The 15,304-nt window shown below is 65.0% G+C and carries 21 protein-coding genes and 1 pseudogene; 20 read left to right on the top strand and 2 right to left on the bottom strand.

What is annotated here, in order from left to right:
• Positions 1-116: 116 nt before the first annotated feature.
• The 8 genes and pseudogenes from QZ951_RS08125 to QZ951_RS08090 all read left to right on the top strand — a co-directional run bounded on the left by QZ951_RS08125 (position 117) and on the right by QZ951_RS08090 (position 3,413).
• Positions 117-365 carry a hypothetical protein gene (locus QZ951_RS08125; protein ID WP_293000039.1) on the top strand — a complete coding sequence of 83 codons (249 nt, stop codon included), beginning with the start codon at positions 117-119 and terminating at the stop codon, positions 363-365.
• Positions 358-603 (top strand): hypothetical protein, encoded by a 246-nt coding sequence (locus QZ951_RS08120; protein ID WP_293000038.1) that lies wholly within the window; start codon positions 358-360, stop codon positions 601-603. Before QZ951_RS08125 ends, QZ951_RS08120 begins: the two co-directional genes overlap by 8 nt.
• Positions 600-1,031: a hypothetical protein gene (locus QZ951_RS08115; RefSeq protein WP_293000037.1), complete on the top strand. Its 432-nt coding sequence runs from the start codon at positions 600-602 to the stop codon at positions 1,029-1,031. The genes QZ951_RS08120 and QZ951_RS08115 overlap by 4 nt, the downstream gene beginning before the upstream one ends.
• Positions 1,028-1,354, top strand: coding sequence for a hypothetical protein (locus QZ951_RS08110; RefSeq protein ID WP_293000036.1), 327 nt, complete (start codon positions 1,028-1,030; stop codon positions 1,352-1,354). Before QZ951_RS08115 ends, QZ951_RS08110 begins: the two co-directional genes overlap by 4 nt.
• Entirely contained in the window at positions 1,351-1,659 is a 309-nt protein-coding gene (locus QZ951_RS08105) for a hypothetical protein (protein WP_293000035.1), read from the top strand. Before QZ951_RS08110 ends, QZ951_RS08105 begins: the two co-directional genes overlap by 4 nt.
• On the top strand, positions 1,652-1,972 hold the full coding sequence (locus QZ951_RS08100) for a hypothetical protein (protein WP_293000034.1): 321 nt from the start codon (positions 1,652-1,654) through the stop codon (positions 1,970-1,972). The genes QZ951_RS08105 and QZ951_RS08100 overlap by 8 nt, the downstream gene beginning before the upstream one ends.
• A 450-nt stretch (positions 1,973-2,422) precedes the next feature.
• A pseudogene (locus QZ951_RS08095) lies at positions 2,423-2,592 on the top strand (carbon storage regulator).
• A gap of 62 nt (positions 2,593-2,654) precedes the next feature.
• On the top strand, positions 2,655-3,413 hold the full coding sequence (locus tag QZ951_RS08090; RefSeq protein WP_293000033.1) for a Calx-beta domain-containing protein: 759 nt from the start codon (positions 2,655-2,657) through the stop codon (positions 3,411-3,413).
• Here the strand turns inward: QZ951_RS08090 and QZ951_RS08085 are convergent.
• Positions 3,383-3,943 (bottom strand): hypothetical protein, encoded by a 561-nt coding sequence (locus tag QZ951_RS08085; RefSeq protein ID WP_293000032.1) that lies wholly within the window; start codon positions 3,941-3,943, stop codon positions 3,383-3,385. The two genes, QZ951_RS08090 and QZ951_RS08085, sit on opposite strands and share 31 nt — an antisense overlap.
• 383 nt (positions 3,944-4,326) lie before the next feature.
• Complete coding sequence (locus tag QZ951_RS08080) at positions 4,327-5,343, bottom strand: hypothetical protein (protein WP_293000031.1); 1,017 nt, start codon at positions 5,341-5,343, stop codon at positions 4,327-4,329.
• A 31-nt stretch (positions 5,344-5,374) separates the two neighbouring features.
• Between QZ951_RS08080 and QZ951_RS08075 the strand changes: the two genes are divergently transcribed.
• From QZ951_RS08075 to QZ951_RS08020, 12 genes are all read left to right on the top strand, one after another.
• Complete coding sequence (locus QZ951_RS08075; protein WP_293000030.1) at positions 5,375-5,872, top strand: hypothetical protein; 498 nt, start codon at positions 5,375-5,377, stop codon at positions 5,870-5,872.
• Positions 5,873-5,887: 15 nt separating this feature from the next.
• The gene (locus QZ951_RS08070; protein WP_293000029.1) at positions 5,888-6,220 is read left to right on the top strand and encodes a hypothetical protein; all 333 of its coding nucleotides are present in this window, start codon (positions 5,888-5,890) and stop codon (positions 6,218-6,220) included.
• Positions 6,221-6,247: 27 nt separating this feature from the next.
• Positions 6,248-6,829: a hypothetical protein gene (locus QZ951_RS08065; protein ID WP_293000028.1), complete on the top strand. Its 582-nt coding sequence runs from the start codon at positions 6,248-6,250 to the stop codon at positions 6,827-6,829.
• Positions 6,826-8,265: a hypothetical protein gene (locus QZ951_RS08060; protein ID WP_293000027.1), complete on the top strand. Its 1,440-nt coding sequence runs from the start codon at positions 6,826-6,828 to the stop codon at positions 8,263-8,265. The genes QZ951_RS08065 and QZ951_RS08060 overlap by 4 nt, the downstream gene beginning before the upstream one ends.
• Positions 8,265-9,284: a hypothetical protein gene (locus tag QZ951_RS08055; RefSeq protein WP_293000026.1), complete on the top strand. Its 1,020-nt coding sequence runs from the start codon at positions 8,265-8,267 to the stop codon at positions 9,282-9,284. The genes QZ951_RS08060 and QZ951_RS08055 overlap by 1 nt, the downstream gene beginning before the upstream one ends.
• On the top strand, positions 9,284-9,856 hold the full coding sequence (locus QZ951_RS08050) for a hypothetical protein (protein WP_293000025.1): 573 nt from the start codon (positions 9,284-9,286) through the stop codon (positions 9,854-9,856). The genes QZ951_RS08055 and QZ951_RS08050 overlap by 1 nt, the downstream gene beginning before the upstream one ends.
• A 48-nt stretch (positions 9,857-9,904) precedes the next feature.
• Entirely contained in the window at positions 9,905-10,699 is a 795-nt protein-coding gene (locus QZ951_RS08045; protein ID WP_293000024.1) for a hypothetical protein, read from the top strand.
• Complete coding sequence (locus tag QZ951_RS08040) at positions 10,699-11,499, top strand: hypothetical protein (RefSeq protein ID WP_293000023.1); 801 nt, start codon at positions 10,699-10,701, stop codon at positions 11,497-11,499. The genes QZ951_RS08045 and QZ951_RS08040 overlap by 1 nt, the downstream gene beginning before the upstream one ends.
• Positions 11,496-11,960, top strand: a complete 465-nt coding sequence (locus QZ951_RS08035; protein WP_293000022.1) for a hypothetical protein — start codon at positions 11,496-11,498, stop codon at positions 11,958-11,960. Before QZ951_RS08040 ends, QZ951_RS08035 begins: the two co-directional genes overlap by 4 nt.
• Before the next feature lie 73 nt (positions 11,961-12,033).
• Positions 12,034-14,031 (top strand): hypothetical protein, encoded by a 1,998-nt coding sequence (locus QZ951_RS08030; protein WP_293000021.1) that lies wholly within the window; start codon positions 12,034-12,036, stop codon positions 14,029-14,031.
• A gap of 3 nt (positions 14,032-14,034) precedes the next feature.
• Positions 14,035-14,322 (top strand): hypothetical protein, encoded by a 288-nt coding sequence (locus tag QZ951_RS08025; protein WP_293000020.1) that lies wholly within the window; start codon positions 14,035-14,037, stop codon positions 14,320-14,322.
• Positions 14,297-15,304, top strand: coding sequence for a hypothetical protein (locus QZ951_RS08020; RefSeq protein WP_293000019.1), 1,008 nt, complete (start codon positions 14,297-14,299; stop codon positions 15,302-15,304). The genes QZ951_RS08025 and QZ951_RS08020 overlap by 26 nt, the downstream gene beginning before the upstream one ends.

Below are 15,304 nucleotides of genomic sequence, written 5' to 3'. Positions count from 1 at the left end.
CCGCAGCCTGTGCGTCGCGCAAAAAGAAGTCGACGCCGGCCGCGTGTGCAAACACGGGACGCCGTTCTACTGCGGATTTTGCAATTCGAGTACCCCGGCGGAGCCGGAGGTGGCCCGTGGCTAATCGCCCGCTGAAGGTCTACGGCTGCAACCTGGACGGCAGGCATCGCGGCATCGTCGCCGCAACGTCACAAGTCGTCGCGGCGAAGCTGCTGGGGCTGACGTTGTCGCATCTGCGGACCTACGGGTGCGAGACGGGCAACAAGGAAGAAGTCGAGCTTGCGATGCGTGAACCCGGTATCGCGTGGCAATGCGTCGACCGCGTCAGTTCGCAGTGGTCCCGAATTGAGAAAGCTCATGACTGACTCCCTGACCGTCAAAAAGCATGACAGCCGCTGGGTCATCTGGAATGAGGCCCGACAGTGCCGCGTCGTCGGCCCGCCGCAGCGCTTCGAGCACCCCGATTTAGGGGTGACGACGATCAGCGGCGCAGTGTTCTTCAACACGAAGAAAGCGGCGGAGGCGGCGCTGCAAGAACTCCGCGACATCCTGGCCGCGATCAAGGCGGCTGCAAGCAAGACTCCACAACCGAGTGACCAATGATGACCCTCACGACAAACAAGCTGGTGCTGACCCTCGCCACCGAACTGAACGGCCGCGAATACCTCAAGGAAATTTCTTTGGCCGAAGCCAACAGCGCCAAGCGTGACGGGCTTGTCGTCGTGTTCGGCGCATCGGATGACCTGATGGAGTTCCGAGGCGCGATCCATGACGAGATCGGTGCGTACGATGGCACTGAGGCATGCCTGACGAGCGCCGGGCTGGTCGAGAACGACTGCGACAACGACGACTGCCCGCACTTCAAGCGTGCGAAGAAGGCCGCGACGAAGATCAGGGCGGTATGGCACGACGACGGGGGCCATTCGTGGACGTTCGAGACGGACATCCCGCACGCCACGTTCGAGATCGTCGAAGACGGCTCGCCGTACTGCCGTGGCATCGTGTTCGCGCTCCGAGATTTGCCGGCATGAGCGGCCTTCGCTACCGCGTCGCCTATGTCCCCTGGTGGCGTCCGATACGCCTCGCGCACTGCACGCCTGACGGCTTCGAGTTCATCGGATGGGTCTGGCGCGCGAAGGCGCGACAAGTAAACAACCTGCATCACGGATGGATCGCGTTCGTCGAAGATCAAACGCCGGAATTGCTGGCGAGCTGCCCGCACTGCAACCGGCCGATGGATAGCGCCCGTGGCGCGCTTGTCGATAGAGTGAGTCGGCGGCTTCGCAAGGCCGATCAAACCCCGGCCGCGCCTACGCCGTCGCCGCCGTTCCCGCGGAACCGGCAGACCTCATGACCCCGCGCCTCACGCAAGCCGAACTGAACCATCTGCGCCGCCTGCTGGGATGGGTGCGGTGCGAGATCGGCCCGTCGCCGGAAGAGCACAAGGCGATCGTCGGGAACATTCTCGACAAGATCGGCCCTGATGAAGTGTCGGACGCCGGCCGTGCGCGGCTTGTCGACGCGCATCGGCGAATCGAATCGGTGCCTGGCTACGTCCGCGCGGCCGTCGAGTCGCTGTCGAAGGTGCTGGAACCGCATGTCGGGCGAACGCTAGACTCCGACCAAGCCGCCCTGATTGTCGAGATCAAACATGAATGACCAGACCGTTTCATCCTCGCCGACGGACAGCACGCCACGTCTGACCGGTTATGGGTCGGCAGCGTCGTCGACGGCTTCCGCAAGAGCGTATGCGGACACAGCTAATTCGGCGAGTAATTCAGCCTGGGAGGCAGCGTACATCGAGTCTAATGAAGCGGCCTTGCAGCGTGCTAAGGACAGAATGCAGAGGGCGCACGATACCGCCCGAGCGGATATTCTCCGGGAGTTTGATAGGCTGCTCTTGAAGTGCGCGCTGGCCTTCGCTGTGCTGGCTTTCGTTACCCTCGCTGCTGTCTTCTACTTCGGAGATTGAGCATGGGCGACATGGCGCAATCATCTTCGTCCCCGGCAGCGGTAGCGGCGACGCCTGCGGTAGCCTCCCGGAATGATGCGACTCCCGCTTCCCTAGAACTTTGGACGTCGATTCACGAAGAACTTGCACGCATGCCGCGCCCGAAACGAAGCGGGGACCGAGGCGAGGCGCTGTTCTTGCTCGCGATTTCAGCGGTGTTCGCCGTTGCATCCGCCGCAGCTTTCTTGATCGCCGCCTATTCCCAGCAGTAGAAATGAAATGTCCTGAGTGCCAAGAGGCAATGATTTTTTCTACCATGACGGACGAAAAGTCCGATGGCTCCCGTTTCGACGAGAGCCATCAGGATTGCCCTTCATGCGGATTCCGGATTGCAGATTCGGATGATGCTTTTGAATGGCCGTCCGAAGTGGCTTAGGCTCAAGCTCTTCCCGGCAACACGGAGCGTTCGCCATGCTGATCCTCACTCGCCGCGTAGGCGAAACCATCCATATCGGCCCTGACGTGGTCGTGACCATCACCGACCTGAAGAACGGGCAAGTCCGCGTCGGTATCGACGCGCCGCTGAAGTCGTGATCTTGCGCGGTGAGCTGGTGCCGCATGAGGCCGACCAGCCCGGCTAGGGTCTGACGCCGGGCGGAAAACCGCCCCCGGCCTGAGCCGGCCCCGATTCGACAATGGCTGCATGAGTCGAATCACCGCATCGGAAGTGCAAAGCATGGTGTCCCACTGGCTGGGATGCCCGCCGAACGGCTATTTCGGCTCCCTGTATGGGTCGGACATCCGGGCCATGCTGCAGGCCCCCCAACGATCCGGTATCGCGGAATCGTTCATCCGCAAGCTCCGCAACGACGTGCCCGTGCTGTCGGCGATCAGTGCGGCCGACGTTCAGATCGGGTTCACCGACGAAGGGCCGGACCGCCGAAACATCGTCATCGGGATCGGGTCGCAATTCGCCATCGAGGCGCAGCCGCGTGCGACCGCGCCGCCCCAATCAATCGTCACGTCCCTTGGCCGATCGCGTCGCAGCGGGTTCATCAGCTTCGCGTCGGGCGCGTTCTCGTTCAACGAGGATGACGGGCAGGCCCAGGTTTCGGTCATGCGAACTGGGGGCAGCCGCGGCATCGCCACGGTCGATTACGCGACATCCGGCGGGACTGCCGTCGTCGGCCGCGACTACATCAGCGTCACCGGCACCCTGACATGGCTTGACGGTGATTCCACTCCCAAGCTGATCGCCGTCCCCCTCGTTGACGACGACCTGCTGCTGACTGGCCAAACCCTGACGCTGACCCTGTTCAACCCGGTCGGCGCGTTCCTTGGCGTGCAGCCGACGACCACCCTGACCCTGAGCATAGATGCCGGCCAGTTCGCCGAGCTGCTGAGGCTGCGGGGGCAGATTGATCAAGCGCTCTACGTCGAATACCCGCGAGTCGAATCATGAGCGCCAGTCAAGAGCAGCTCGAAAACGCTATTGCCCTGATCCTCGAATCGGCGACGGCGCTTGATTCCGTTTTCCGTGGTGGGCCGAACACCGTCATCAGCAACGGAGTCGTTGCGCTGCCGTCGATCGCCAAGCTGATCGCGGATAGCCAGGCGGCGATCAATCAGCTGCTGGCCGGCGGGACCGGGGCCATCAGCGCCGAGATCAGCGAAGCGATCGTTCAGGTCCAGATCGCGCTTCAGCAGTCGCAGACCGCGCGCGACCAGGCAGTGATCGCGTACGAGCAAGCCGCGATTGCGGTCGAGCAGGGCGAAATCGCACAAGAGCAAGCCGTAATCGCGGCATCGCAAGCCGATGTCCAGCGGGCCGCTACCGTTGCCGCCGCCGCTCAAGTCGAGATCGCACGCCAACAGACGGCGCTTGCCGCGCAGTCGGCGGCGGATGCGCTCACCGCCATCCAGCAGGTTCAGGCGCTGGTTGCAACGGCGGCAGAGCAGGCGGAAGTTCAGCGAGAGCAGGCCGGGCTGCAAGCCGGGCTCGCGACGACGGCCGCAGAACAGGCCGAAGTCGCGAGCGTCAACGCCGCACTGGAACGCACTGCCGCAACGACCGCGCGGACTGCCGCAGAGACGGCGGCGACCCAAGCCGGGGTGCAGTCGCAGCAAGCGCAGGTCGCGCGCGACGCTGCCGCCGGGTCGGCGGCGCTGGCAGAGACGGCCCGCGTGAACACCGCCGCCGCCGCCGCGTCAGCCGCCACTGCCGCCGCGAGTGCTCAAACCTCGCGTGACCAGACCGCCACGGCGGTACAGCAGGCTGCTGTGTCGGCGCAACAGTCGGCCGCGTCAGCGACCCTTTCCGAGACCGCGCGGCAGAACGCTACTGCCGCACTCGCGAGCGTCAACACGGCGAAGACTCAGGTCGACGTTGCCGCCGCGCAGACCGTCGCGCAGGTCGCGCTTGCGCAGACCGCCGCGACCCAGGCGCAGACTGCCGCCGGCCTCGCCGAGACGGCCCGCGTCAACACCGTCGCCGCCGCCGCTTCGGCCGCGATCGCACTCGAACAGACGCAGGTCGCGCAGCAACAGACCCAGGTGCAGGCCGGGCAGGTCGCAACCGCTGCGGCCTCGGCTGAATCAGCGCGTGCGCTCGCGGTAGCAGCGAAAGACGGCACGCTGACGGATCGCAATGCGGCGTCGGCGTCGGCGGCATCGGCGCTGTCATCGGCAAACTCGGCAACCTCATCAGCAAACAGCGCGGCGTCGTCGGCGGGGTCAGCTACGAGCGCCGCCACGTCGGCCGCGAACGCCGCCACGGCTGCCGGGGCTTCACAGACTGCGGCTGCGTCCAGCGCCGGCAGTGCCGCGTCGTCGGCAACATCGGCCGCGTCCAGCGCGTCGTCCGCGACATCAAGCGCTGCATCTGCAGTCACTGCTGCGAATTCTGCGGCGGCTGCCGCGACCGCCGCAGGGGCGTCCCAAACCGCCGCCGCGTCGTCGGCAACATCGGCCGCTGCAAGCGCATCATCGGCGTCGTCCAGCGCCGGATCGGCTGTGTCGTCTGCGCAGTCAGCGGCCAGTTCGGCAACGTCGGCCAGCCAGGCCTCTACCGCTGCCGGGAATGCGCAAACTGCCGCTGCAGCTTCCGCGACTTCGGCCGCATCAAGCGCGACAAGCGCTTCGGGGTCGGCAGGATCGGCCGTGTCGTCGGCCCAGTCCGCCAGTTCAAGCGCGTCGAGCGCGCAATCGTCGGCGCAATCGGCCAGTTCGAGTGCAGCGAGCGCGCAATCGTCGGCCCAGTCGGCTACGTCGTCGGCACTGTCGGCGGCAAGCTCGGCCCTGTCTGCCGAATCGGCCAGGCAAAGCGCCGCAACCGCTGCCGCGCAGGCTGTCGCTTCGGCCGCTTCTGCCGCCAGTGCTGCCACATCCGCCAACACTGCCTTGGCCGCAGCGAGCCCGCTTCGGATGTCGGCGAACGACCCCGTCTACTCGCCGGCCGGAAACACCGGGAGCACAGCGCTCGTCACCTTGGAAGTCCCGTCGACCTATCCAACCGCCGGAGAGTCTTTCGCGATCGAGGCCTTCGGGGTGCAGCAGCAGGCCAACGCGACGAACGCCATCACGGTCGACATCATCAATCAGGCGGGGACTGTGCTCGCCACCGCCTCAGTGCAGGCCGGAGGGTCGGCGCAGGCCGCGCCTGGTCGCGGCTGGCACTTCCGTGGCCTCGTGCACGTCCGCAGCTACGACGTCAACACCCGCGTCGCGAACTTGGCCGCAGGGGCCAACCTTTCGATTTCCGGGCTGCCGCCGGGCATCGGTTCAGGGCTGGTCGATTCGAGCGCCATCACGCAACTGTCGCTGCGCATCCGCTCGTCGCAAGGCAACGCGGCGCAGTCCATTTCGTGCTTCGCAGCAACCATCACCGAAGTCCGGCCTTTCTTCACCGGCACCCTCGGATAATCACCGGAGCTACCCGTGGCCTTCATCGTCCTCGCTTTCGTTTGCATCGTCGCCGCCGTCCTCGTCGCCGTCCGCTCGCCTGCCATTCGGCTCGAACTCATCGAGGACTGGCGAGTCGTGCATCGGAAGTCATCCGCGCTCCTGGCGCTCGTCGCGGGGTTCTTGGCGCTGCTCCCGCCGATCGCAGAACAGGCCTTGGCCGTACTCCCGCAGCTCCATGCGATTGACGGGCTGCCATGGCTGACGGTGGTCCTTGAGTCCGAACGCTATCGGATGGCGGTCGGCCTCCTGACGCTGCTGATCGTCGTCGCTCGCGCCGTTCGAGTCCCGCCGCGGGCTGATGAGTAGCGCAGGACAACCCCGGCCGGTCGCGTCATGGGCGCGACCTATGCTTCGCCTGTCATCCCGACCTCGCGCCGCGCCGTGATCACCATCCTTTCTACGTTCCTCGCCAAACGATTCGGCACCGCTGCTGCCGCCATCCTCGTGCCGGCGGTGCTGCTGTTGGCCGCTGCGGCTGCCTTGGGCGGGGCATACGCACTGGGGAGCTATCAGCGCGGAGTGGCCGAGGAATCCCGCGCGGTGCGCGCGAAAGCGAGCGAAATCACCGCCGCTGCCGCCATCGTGATCAATCAAGCCCGCAAAGACATCGCCCTGACCTATGAAAATGCCGCGCGACGAGCAGCCGTTGACGTTCCGCCGACCACGATCGCCGACGATATTCGTCGTCGCGCTTGTGGTCCTACTGCCAGCGTGCGCCAGCAGGCCAGCGCCGACGGTGGTCTACCAGTGCCCGCGGGAAATTCTGGAACACCCGCTGATGAAGCAGCCGCCGCGGCCGACGCCCACGATCGATTCGTTGACGATCTCGCCGCCGACGCCCGCGCCGCAACGCTGAACCGGATCGACTACGAAGACCTGCAGAAGCTGGTGCGGGCGAACACGGCCCCCGAATGACCGCGAGGACGAGAAGCGAATATCTGGACCTGATCCGAAACTCGATCAGCGAATATCCAGACGCCGCGCTGCGGTACCAGGCCGGGGACCAGCGCCTATTGGCGTCGCTTGGGGCCATCGCGTCGATGTGCGCAGCGCTGTCGCAGCAGATCGAAGTGAGCAGCGCGGAGCCTTTCGAGAAGGTGCGCGACGCGACCATCCTCGCCGACGCCGCGCTCAAGGGCATCCTGCCGATGGCGGTCCCGGCGACGGTCCGAGTGCTGATCCGGAACAACTCTGCAGCCCCGTTCACGCTGCAGGCCGGCCGGGCAATGCTGGATTCCGCCGGCAACCTCTATTTCGCGCTGACGCCGGTCACGGTGGCGGTCGGCGGGACTGGGGTCGCGGTGCTTCAGCAGCGCAGCACCCGCACGCAGACGTACACGGTCGCCCAGTCGGTGCCGTTCCTCGCAATCGAAATTGCCGCACCGGCTGACGATCGGCTGATTTGCGGGATATCGGTCAGACGATCCGACGGCCAGGTGTTCATCTACACCCCTGAATTCTGCAACGTCGGCATCGGCGACTTCATCTATCACGTCGAGTCGGACGAGCTGCGCCGCCTTTCGGTGCGCTTCGGATATGACGGCATCGTTGGGTATCAGCCGGCGGTCGGCGATCAGTTCATCATTGAGATCGGGGAGTGCAACGGCGATGTTCGGCCGGGCATTGGCAGCCCATTCGCTCTGCAGTACACCTTCACGCCGCAGGACTCGCTGATCACCGTGGAGATGGATGCGTTGCTTGAAAGCGGCGCGGCCCCGATGGACATCCCGACTATCCGCGAGATCAGCAAGTACCCGTCGATCTACGATTCGAGCGCCGTTTTCCGAGGCGAATTCGACTTCCTCGTGCGTCGCAACGTCCCTGGCCTTCGCTTCCTGAGCGTCTGGAATGAGCAGCGGGAAGAGATCGCCCGCGGGCCAAGCGTGGACAACATCAATCGCCTGTTCGTCAGCTTCATCGAAGCGCAGGGCGATGACCGCGCGACTGTGCAAGCGCGAATCGCCGCTGTGATTCGAGACGCCGACGACGGCTACAGCATTCGGTTTGTTCCACCGGTCGATGTGCCGATCGCGGTGCAGATCGAAGCATTCGTGTCCCTGGTGCACGACCCAGTTGCCGTTGCGAATCAAATCCGCGGCGCGGCGCTGAACGAATACGGCATCGACACGCCGGCCGCGCGCCGCGGTTCGGTCGAGCCCCAGTACAAGCGCCTGTATGACCGCGTTCGGCGCGACGTGCCGGCCGTCGCCGACTCCGAAGCCGATCTTCGCGTGGTGATCACTCCGCCTGCCGGGCCTGTGCTGCCCGAACAGCGCCGCGCGGTCACGGCCGCGAGCCTATCGGTGACGGTGACCCCGCGTACGCAGCAAAGCGAGGGCTGGGGGCTCTGATGTCGGTCGACCCGCCTGACCTGTATCCGCTTCGAGCGAGCTACGACGCCGACGCCGTAGAGGCCGACCTGAAGCAAATCTTCATCGACCTGTTCGACGACACGCTGCGCGTCCCTGAGCGCGACATCAATGTCTTCGGCATGGCGCATCTCGGATCGTTTTCGCTGATCGAGCGCGTCGTGACTCAGGAAGGTCTGGCGCTGTATCGCAAGGCTGACGAGTACGCCATGCGATACCTGTATCGGGCATGGCGCGCGCGGAACCCGAAGCGCGGCCTGCACTTTCTCCGAACCTATCTGCAGCTGCTGTGGCCAGAAGGCAACCGCGCCGACCAACTCTGGCAGCGCAAGTCGCTGCCATACCCGACCGGCCTGCTACAGCGGGAATTGATCCCCGACACCGACCCGCATGAGCGCTTCATCCTGACCAGCCGTATCGGCGTCGAGATCGACGAGCCCGGCGAACAAGGTGCGGGATTGCTGCGCGTGCTGCCCGCACTGCGGTCGGTCGTTGCGGCACGCTTCATTCTGGTGATCAGCATCGCTCGATCGCTGGCCAACGCCGACGACAATGGCCTGGCGCTATCAAATGGCGGCACTGCCGTGGTCATGTTGTTCCTTGCGGGAGAAGCGACCTTGCCGCCACCACCGTCCCCAGCGCCCAGCTCGTGCGATGCCATCGCCGCCGGCGGATTGACCCCGGAAGCGCTGCCAGCCGTCGTCACGGGCAGCAGCTTTTACCCGGTCGTGAGCGCGACGATTGATTGGTCGGCGGGCACCCTGGCGTATTCGGTGACGGAATCGCCGCTGTCGGGCGTCATGATCACGGTGAACATCTCCCACCTGAATCTGCCGACGGACACGAACTGCAGGCAGTTGTCGGTCACGTTCCCGACGAACACCGGTAGCGTCCGAATCCAGTCTGGCGCACCGTCGGTAGACTCGGTGATCTACAGCGGATCGGGCACGCGGACAGTGGTCTTTACCGCGTCCGGCGGCGCGATCACGGGGCTCGCCTGATGATCGACGTGCACATGCTGATCGGCCTCACGGAGCGCGCGGAGTGGCGGCGCAAGATGCACCGGCAGATGCTGGCTGAAGGCGTCCCGCTGCACGTCGAGCAGGCCATCCGAGATCAGACCAACGCCGCGCGGCTCGCCGCGTTCGAGCACGGCATCTGCGATTGGGTTTCCTGGGTCGACCCGGACGATGAGATCATTCCTGGCATTTTCGAGACGCTGGTCGGCGTCCTCGCATCAAGACCGGATGCCGTCGGCGCGTTCACCTGGGAGGCGCACATCAGCGAAACCGGCAAGACATTGATGGCGTCGAACTCGGGCCAGCCGCTGCCTCAGCGCGCGCATCATCTCGTCGTCGTCCGGCGCGACCTGATCGCGCAAATCAGGGCCGAAGCCAGCGCGGCCGCGCACGGCATCGAGCAGATGATCGTCGCAGCAGCTCGGCGATCGGACCGCGCATTCATCGAAATCCCGCGCGTGGGCTACCGCTGGCGACTGCACCGAGACAACGCGCACGCGAACTACGGCCGTCTGGCACCGGGCGGCGTACCCGGAAAACGGCACGCTCGCTGACCGGCGCGCGTCGCACTATTGACCTTGTCCTAGACCGTAGACAGCCCCATGCCGCAGCAAACGCCAGTCATCTCCTTCAGCCTTGCCGACATCGGTCGGCGGCACACCGGCAAAAAGCGGAACTGGAACATCCCGCGCTTGGTCGACGCCATCAATAGCCCCTCGACGCAGGAACGCATCCGGAACCGCGACATGCTCGGCTACTACGGCCACTGGCCGCGCCAGCGGCTCGGAATGGACCTTGCCGAAGGCGGCGTGATCGACGGGAAGGTCGTGATCATCGAGCCCGCCCACGTCACGACGATGATGCGCGCCGATACCGACGGCACGGTGCACCATCAGGCGGAGTTCTTCGACAACGCGCCCGGCCGCGCCGCGTCCGGACTGTTCGCAAACAAGGCCGGCGGATTCTCGTCCGCGATCAATCACGACAAGCCCATGGTGTACGGCTTCGACTACGTCCTCGAACCCAACTTCACTGCGAATCGTCCGTACACGCTCGACAACGCGGCGGAGGATGATCCGGTCACGTTCGACGAAGTGAATGAGTACCTCGGTTCGGTGAAAAGCGTGGCGGGCGTGATCGCGACATTCGACAGCGCCCGCGAGGCGATGCAGGCGGAGATCGCCCGCCTGAACGATCGGCTGAAAGAGGCCATCGACGCAGCCGCCGGCCGGAAGTCGACGCTGGACAGCATGCGGTCGCGGAAGACGAAGTTCGATGACGCCGATCGGCTCGTCGAGCAGGCCGGAAGCGGAACGCAAGCGCGCCGCAGCGCTCAGCCTGCGCCGATGGCGCAACAGACGGAGTACATGGCTCTCGTGCGCGGAACCTTCGGCTGATGTTCGACGAGACCAAGGTCGGCTTCGGCCGCTATCTCGGCCGTTTTCATGCCCAGCTCGTGCCGACGACTCGCGCGCTCGAAGAGTTCTGCCGACGCGATGTCGCCAGAGCGATTGCGTGGACGCCAGCGCGCGTCTTGGACAGCGCTGACGACATGCTTTCCCAGTGGCGATCAAACGACAACAGCGGCCTGCCTGGCACGTCAGCGACGCTACCGGTGATCCTGGTCGCAATAAGCCGCGAGCCGTCGCTTTCGCCGGACTGGCAGCTGCAGGGCGGCATGCCGACGGATGTGACCCTGCCGGAAGACCCGAAAGCCCGCGTGTTCCGAATGCGGCAAGCCCAGCTCGACGTGCGGGCGCAGATCGTGATCTTCGCGTCGGACGATCCGACCGCGCGAAGCCTCGGGATTCAGTACCAGATGTGGGTCGCGGATTTTGCCAATCGGCGCTTCGACTGCCCGTATCAGTTCAGCGGCATCCGCTTCGACTACCCGTGCATGATCGAAACGCCCGACATCCTGTTCCAAAGCGTTCCGAGCGATCAGAAGAACCTCGTCATTCTCGTCGCGGACGTGACGCTTCGGGCGACGGTGCCCCTGCTGCAGTCGCCCGGCTTCGCCGCGGCGAACGATGGCCAAGGCGTACCGTCAGATGGCTTCACGCCGGACGATCTGCCTGGCTTCCGAACGCTGCGGATGATCACGCAGAACGAGACCGGGGTGCCGGTGCACATCCTGCTGACCGAGCAGCCCGACGGTACCGTCGCAGAAACGAAATCGGCCGTTCCCTTCCCATGAAACTGCAGGTCACCATAGGCGGGTACGCGGGCGGGATGGTCACGCTGTATGCGATTCATGACCAGTCCACGGACGTGATTACGGTCGGCAAGGTCGGCGAGTTCAACCGCGCGCGGTTCAAGGACAGCCTGGTAGTCGCGAACGTCGATGTCGATGCGTGGGACTCGCAGTTCTCGGACCTGAGCATGCAAGAGGCGGTTTCTGCCTGGCACAAGCGATACACGACCAACCGGCTGATGTTCAGCGATCAGGCCCAGCGTGCGAACCCGCTGAACGCAATTCAGGTGCTCAAGATCGAAGAGCGCGGCCGGAAGTACGAGATCAATGAGAGCGCGACCTCGGCGCAGATTGCCGCCATCGCGGCGTGCTGGCAGGCCGATTTGTCGATCAAGATCACGCAAGCGCAGGCATTCGGCGACGACCTGCAGACGCTGCTGAGGGGCGGCATGCTGTCGATCTGACGAGGAAAACAACCGCAGTGCGTTCGATTGGAGTGCCGACAATGGCCCATCGTCCGCCCCGGTTCCTCTACCAATGCCTCAATCCCTGCCGTTCGCCCCCAAGATCACGCAGGCGGGCCTGAACGCTGCGGTATCGGCAGCCGGGCTTCAAGTCAGCGTGCAGGTCACGCACATCGCCCTCGGGACCGGGCAGTACAACCCGGTCGGTACGGAAACCGCGCTGCAGGATCGCCGGATCGTCTCGCCGATCGCGGGCGGCGGCGAGATCGCGCCGACCCAACTGCGGCTGCACGCAGCCTTCCAAGCGAACCCCGGCCAGTCGTTCGCATGCGGAGAAGTGGGCTTCTACCTCGGACATCCGGACAGCGGCGGCACCTTGTTGGCGGTCTACAGCTCCGCCGACCCGGCGCTGCAGCCGGTGGTCTACGTCTCCGATCAGTTTCTGGTGACCACGAGCTACACCCTGGGACTGTCGGCCTTGCCGTCAGGAAGCGTGACCGTCCTCGTCGATCAGAATGCACAGGCCATCCTGCTGCTGATCGGCAATCACGAGCAGGCTGACGACCCGCACGGCGATCGAGCGTTCGCCGTGATGGCCGATCGGCTGCACACGGCCGCAGATCATCCGCACCAGCAGTACCTTCGCTCGACTGACCTTGAAGCCATCGCGATCTACACGCTGAAGAAGGAATACAGCGGCGGCGGCGTGTACACGACATACGACGACACGCGGAGCCCCGCCGAAATCTTGGGGTTCGGAACCTGGGTGATGGTCGGAGTCGGGCGAGTTTTCGTCGGGCAAGACCCGGCAAACGTCGCTTTCGCGACGATCGGACAGCAGGGCGGCGAGGAAACGCATACGCTGACGGCGGAAGAAACCCCGGCGCACACGCACTTCACGCTGAACGCCGGCACCGACAGCAGCATCGCCGTCTCGGCGGCGAACACCATGGTGCAGCGAGTCGATACCGGCGGCGCGTACAGCTACGAGGCGCGCGCGAACGACGGAGCGACCATATCGCGCAGTTCGTCCGTCGGCGGCGGGGCGGCGCATAACAACCTGCAGCCGTACGAAGTCGTCCGCAAGTGGCGGTGCACGTCGGTCAGCAACGTCGGCGGTGGCGGCGGCGGCGGTGGCGGCGGCGCGGTTGTGCCGCCGGCCGCTTTCTCGTTCAGCCCGGCCTACAACCAAGCGCTCGGAGCGACGGTCACGTCGAACACGGTGGTCATCTCGGGCCTTGCTGCGCCTGGTGCAATTTCGATCATTGGCGGCAGCTACAGCGTCAACGGTGGAGCGCCGACCGCGGTCAGCGGGTCGATCGCAAATGGCGACACGCTGGCCCTCGTGGCGACAGCTTCCGGCACCTATTCGACGACGACATCGGTCAGCGTCACCGTCAACGGCTACTCGACGACATGGCAGATCGCGACGCAGTCCGCCCCTGGCGTCGACACGGTGCCGAATGCTTTCAGCTTTTCGTCGCAATCGGGCGTCAGCCGCAACGCGGCGATCACATCGGCATCGCAGAACATCAGCGGCATCAATGCGGCGACGCCGATCAGCGTCAGCGGCGGCAGCTACAGTGTGAACGGCGGGCCGTTCACGTCGTCGGTCGGCACGGTCGTGGCGGGGGACTTCGTGCGCGCACAGGTGCAGTCGGCATCCGGCGGGCTCGTCTCGACCTCCGCAACCGTCACCATCGGCGGCGTTTCGGCAACCTTCACGGTGACTACCAGTTCGTCAGGCTCGTTCAGCGCGACCGCGTCGCCGAATCCGGTCAGCGTCAATCGCGATACTTCGACCGGGCCTGGCTCGATCGTTTCGAGCGTGACCTTGAACGTGGTCAACGGTACCGCCCCGTACACCACCACGGTGACGCTGCTGGAAGATCGCGGCGGCGCAGACCTGATCACGGTTTCGCAGACATCGCCGACCTTGATCCGCTTCTCGTCCAGCGGGAACGGCAACCTGACGCGCGAGGGCACATACCAGATCACCATCAGCGACTCTGCTGGCAACAGCATGGCGATCTCCGTCCCGGTTTATCACACGTACTTCAACTATCAGTAGCCCGTGAAAGCCGCCCGCTTGTATCAGTCCGTGCGCGACTTCTCGATCCGCGTCCCGGTGTGGGCGCAGGCGATCCGGTACCAGACGCTTCCTGATGAGCGCTACGACCTCACCTTGGTCAGCCGGCGCGTCTACGGCAATCCCGACGAGTCGCTGGTCATCCAGGCGGCTGCGGGCCTTGAGTCGACGGAGAACGAACTGTTGGAGCAGTTGCTGACTCTTCCCGGACCGGATCAGCTCCGCGAAATGAAACGTCGAGCAGGCTATGCCAATCGCGAAATCGGTAGCTGAAGCGCTGAAGAAGCGCACCGCCTCGCTGATTCGGGGGGCGGCAGGGGAGCGCGACGAGCGCCAAGCGGCCGACGTTGCTGCGCGGAAGTCCGATCGCAAGCAAATCCTTTCGCCGGACGATGTCCTCGGCAAGTACAACGCCAAGCGGCTGCTGTACACCACGTTGGGCGGGACGCTGCGGCCGATCACTGATCAGGACCTGCGCGAGTTCCAGCGCAACGCGAAGGCAGCCGGCCGGCGCTATCGGGCGGGGATCACTGCGCAGACCGTCATCGACCATAGCCGCGCCGAAGACCGCAAGCGCGCCCAGCGCGAGATCAAGTTTTCTGTGCCGCTGTCGCACGCGGCGGGGATGTTCCAGTTCGCAACGAACGCGAGCCCTCAATCGAACGTGCGCCGTCACTACGTCGCGATCGACTTCATCAATTATTCGGCGGTGCTGGCCAGCCCGCGCGCCGCGGCGAAGATGGCCGACTACCTCGTCAAGTCCTACCTGAAGTTCGACTGCGACTGCGGCCGGCATCGCTTCTGGTTTCGGTACATCTCGACGATCGGCCGGTTCAATGCCGGCCGTGATGAAACCGGGTTCCCGAAAATCAGAAATCCCGGACTGACCGGGGTGGCCTGCAAGCATGTGCTGCGGACCATGGCGGTCATTCAGCAGCCCGCGTTCAAGGCCTTCCTCGCGCGTGCCATCACGAAGGACCGCGAGCGCGTCGGGCGTGCGAAGGTCACGAAGCTGCGCGGGAAAGACATCGAGGCCATCGCGCAAGAGCAGCTGCGGCCGGCGGCGATCAAGGCGCGGGCGCTTCCGAAGCCGTCGCCGGCCGCAATCCGGAAGGCTCAGGCGAGCATTCAAGCGGTGGCTGCGAAAGTGCCGCGAGGCAGCGCAAAGGCGAAGATGCACGTCGATGCGCTGCTGGCACTCAAGGTCATCAGCGCGAAGCAACATGCCGCGATCGTGGCGCAATTGAAGGGGTAG

This window comes from Nevskia sp., from assembly GCF_021732705.1.
Lineage (GTDB): Bacteria > Pseudomonadota > Gammaproteobacteria > Nevskiales > Nevskiaceae > Nevskia.
This window is presented reverse-complemented; position numbering and strand designations above follow the sequence as displayed.

Coding starts and splice junctions, on each gene's coding strand:
- QZ951_RS08120 (WP_293000038.1), top strand. CDS start 358: ATGACTGACTCCCTGACCGTCAAAAAGCATGACAGCCGCTGGGTCATC.
- QZ951_RS08115 (WP_293000037.1), top strand. CDS start 600: ATGATGACCCTCACGACAAACAAGCTGGTGCTGACCCTCGCCACCGAA.
- QZ951_RS08110 (WP_293000036.1), top strand. CDS start 1,028: ATGAGCGGCCTTCGCTACCGCGTCGCCTATGTCCCCTGGTGGCGTCCG.
- QZ951_RS08105 (WP_293000035.1), top strand. CDS start 1,351: ATGACCCCGCGCCTCACGCAAGCCGAACTGAACCATCTGCGCCGCCTG.
- QZ951_RS08100 (WP_293000034.1), top strand. CDS start 1,652: ATGAATGACCAGACCGTTTCATCCTCGCCGACGGACAGCACGCCACGT.
- QZ951_RS08090 (WP_293000033.1), top strand. CDS start 2,655: ATGAGTCGAATCACCGCATCGGAAGTGCAAAGCATGGTGTCCCACTGG.
- QZ951_RS08075 (WP_293000030.1), top strand. CDS start 5,375: ATGTCGGCGAACGACCCCGTCTACTCGCCGGCCGGAAACACCGGGAGC.
- QZ951_RS08065 (WP_293000028.1), top strand. CDS start 6,248: ATGGGCGCGACCTATGCTTCGCCTGTCATCCCGACCTCGCGCCGCGCC.
- QZ951_RS08060 (WP_293000027.1), top strand. CDS start 6,826: ATGACCGCGAGGACGAGAAGCGAATATCTGGACCTGATCCGAAACTCG.
- QZ951_RS08055 (WP_293000026.1), top strand. CDS start 8,265: ATGTCGGTCGACCCGCCTGACCTGTATCCGCTTCGAGCGAGCTACGAC.
- QZ951_RS08050 (WP_293000025.1), top strand. CDS start 9,284: ATGATCGACGTGCACATGCTGATCGGCCTCACGGAGCGCGCGGAGTGG.
- QZ951_RS08045 (WP_293000024.1), top strand. CDS start 9,905: ATGCCGCAGCAAACGCCAGTCATCTCCTTCAGCCTTGCCGACATCGGT.
- QZ951_RS08040 (WP_293000023.1), top strand. CDS start 10,699: ATGTTCGACGAGACCAAGGTCGGCTTCGGCCGCTATCTCGGCCGTTTT.
- QZ951_RS08035 (WP_293000022.1), top strand. CDS start 11,496: ATGAAACTGCAGGTCACCATAGGCGGGTACGCGGGCGGGATGGTCACG.
- QZ951_RS08030 (WP_293000021.1), top strand. CDS start 12,034: ATGCCTCAATCCCTGCCGTTCGCCCCCAAGATCACGCAGGCGGGCCTG.
- QZ951_RS08020 (WP_293000019.1), top strand. CDS start 14,297: ATGCCAATCGCGAAATCGGTAGCTGAAGCGCTGAAGAAGCGCACCGCC.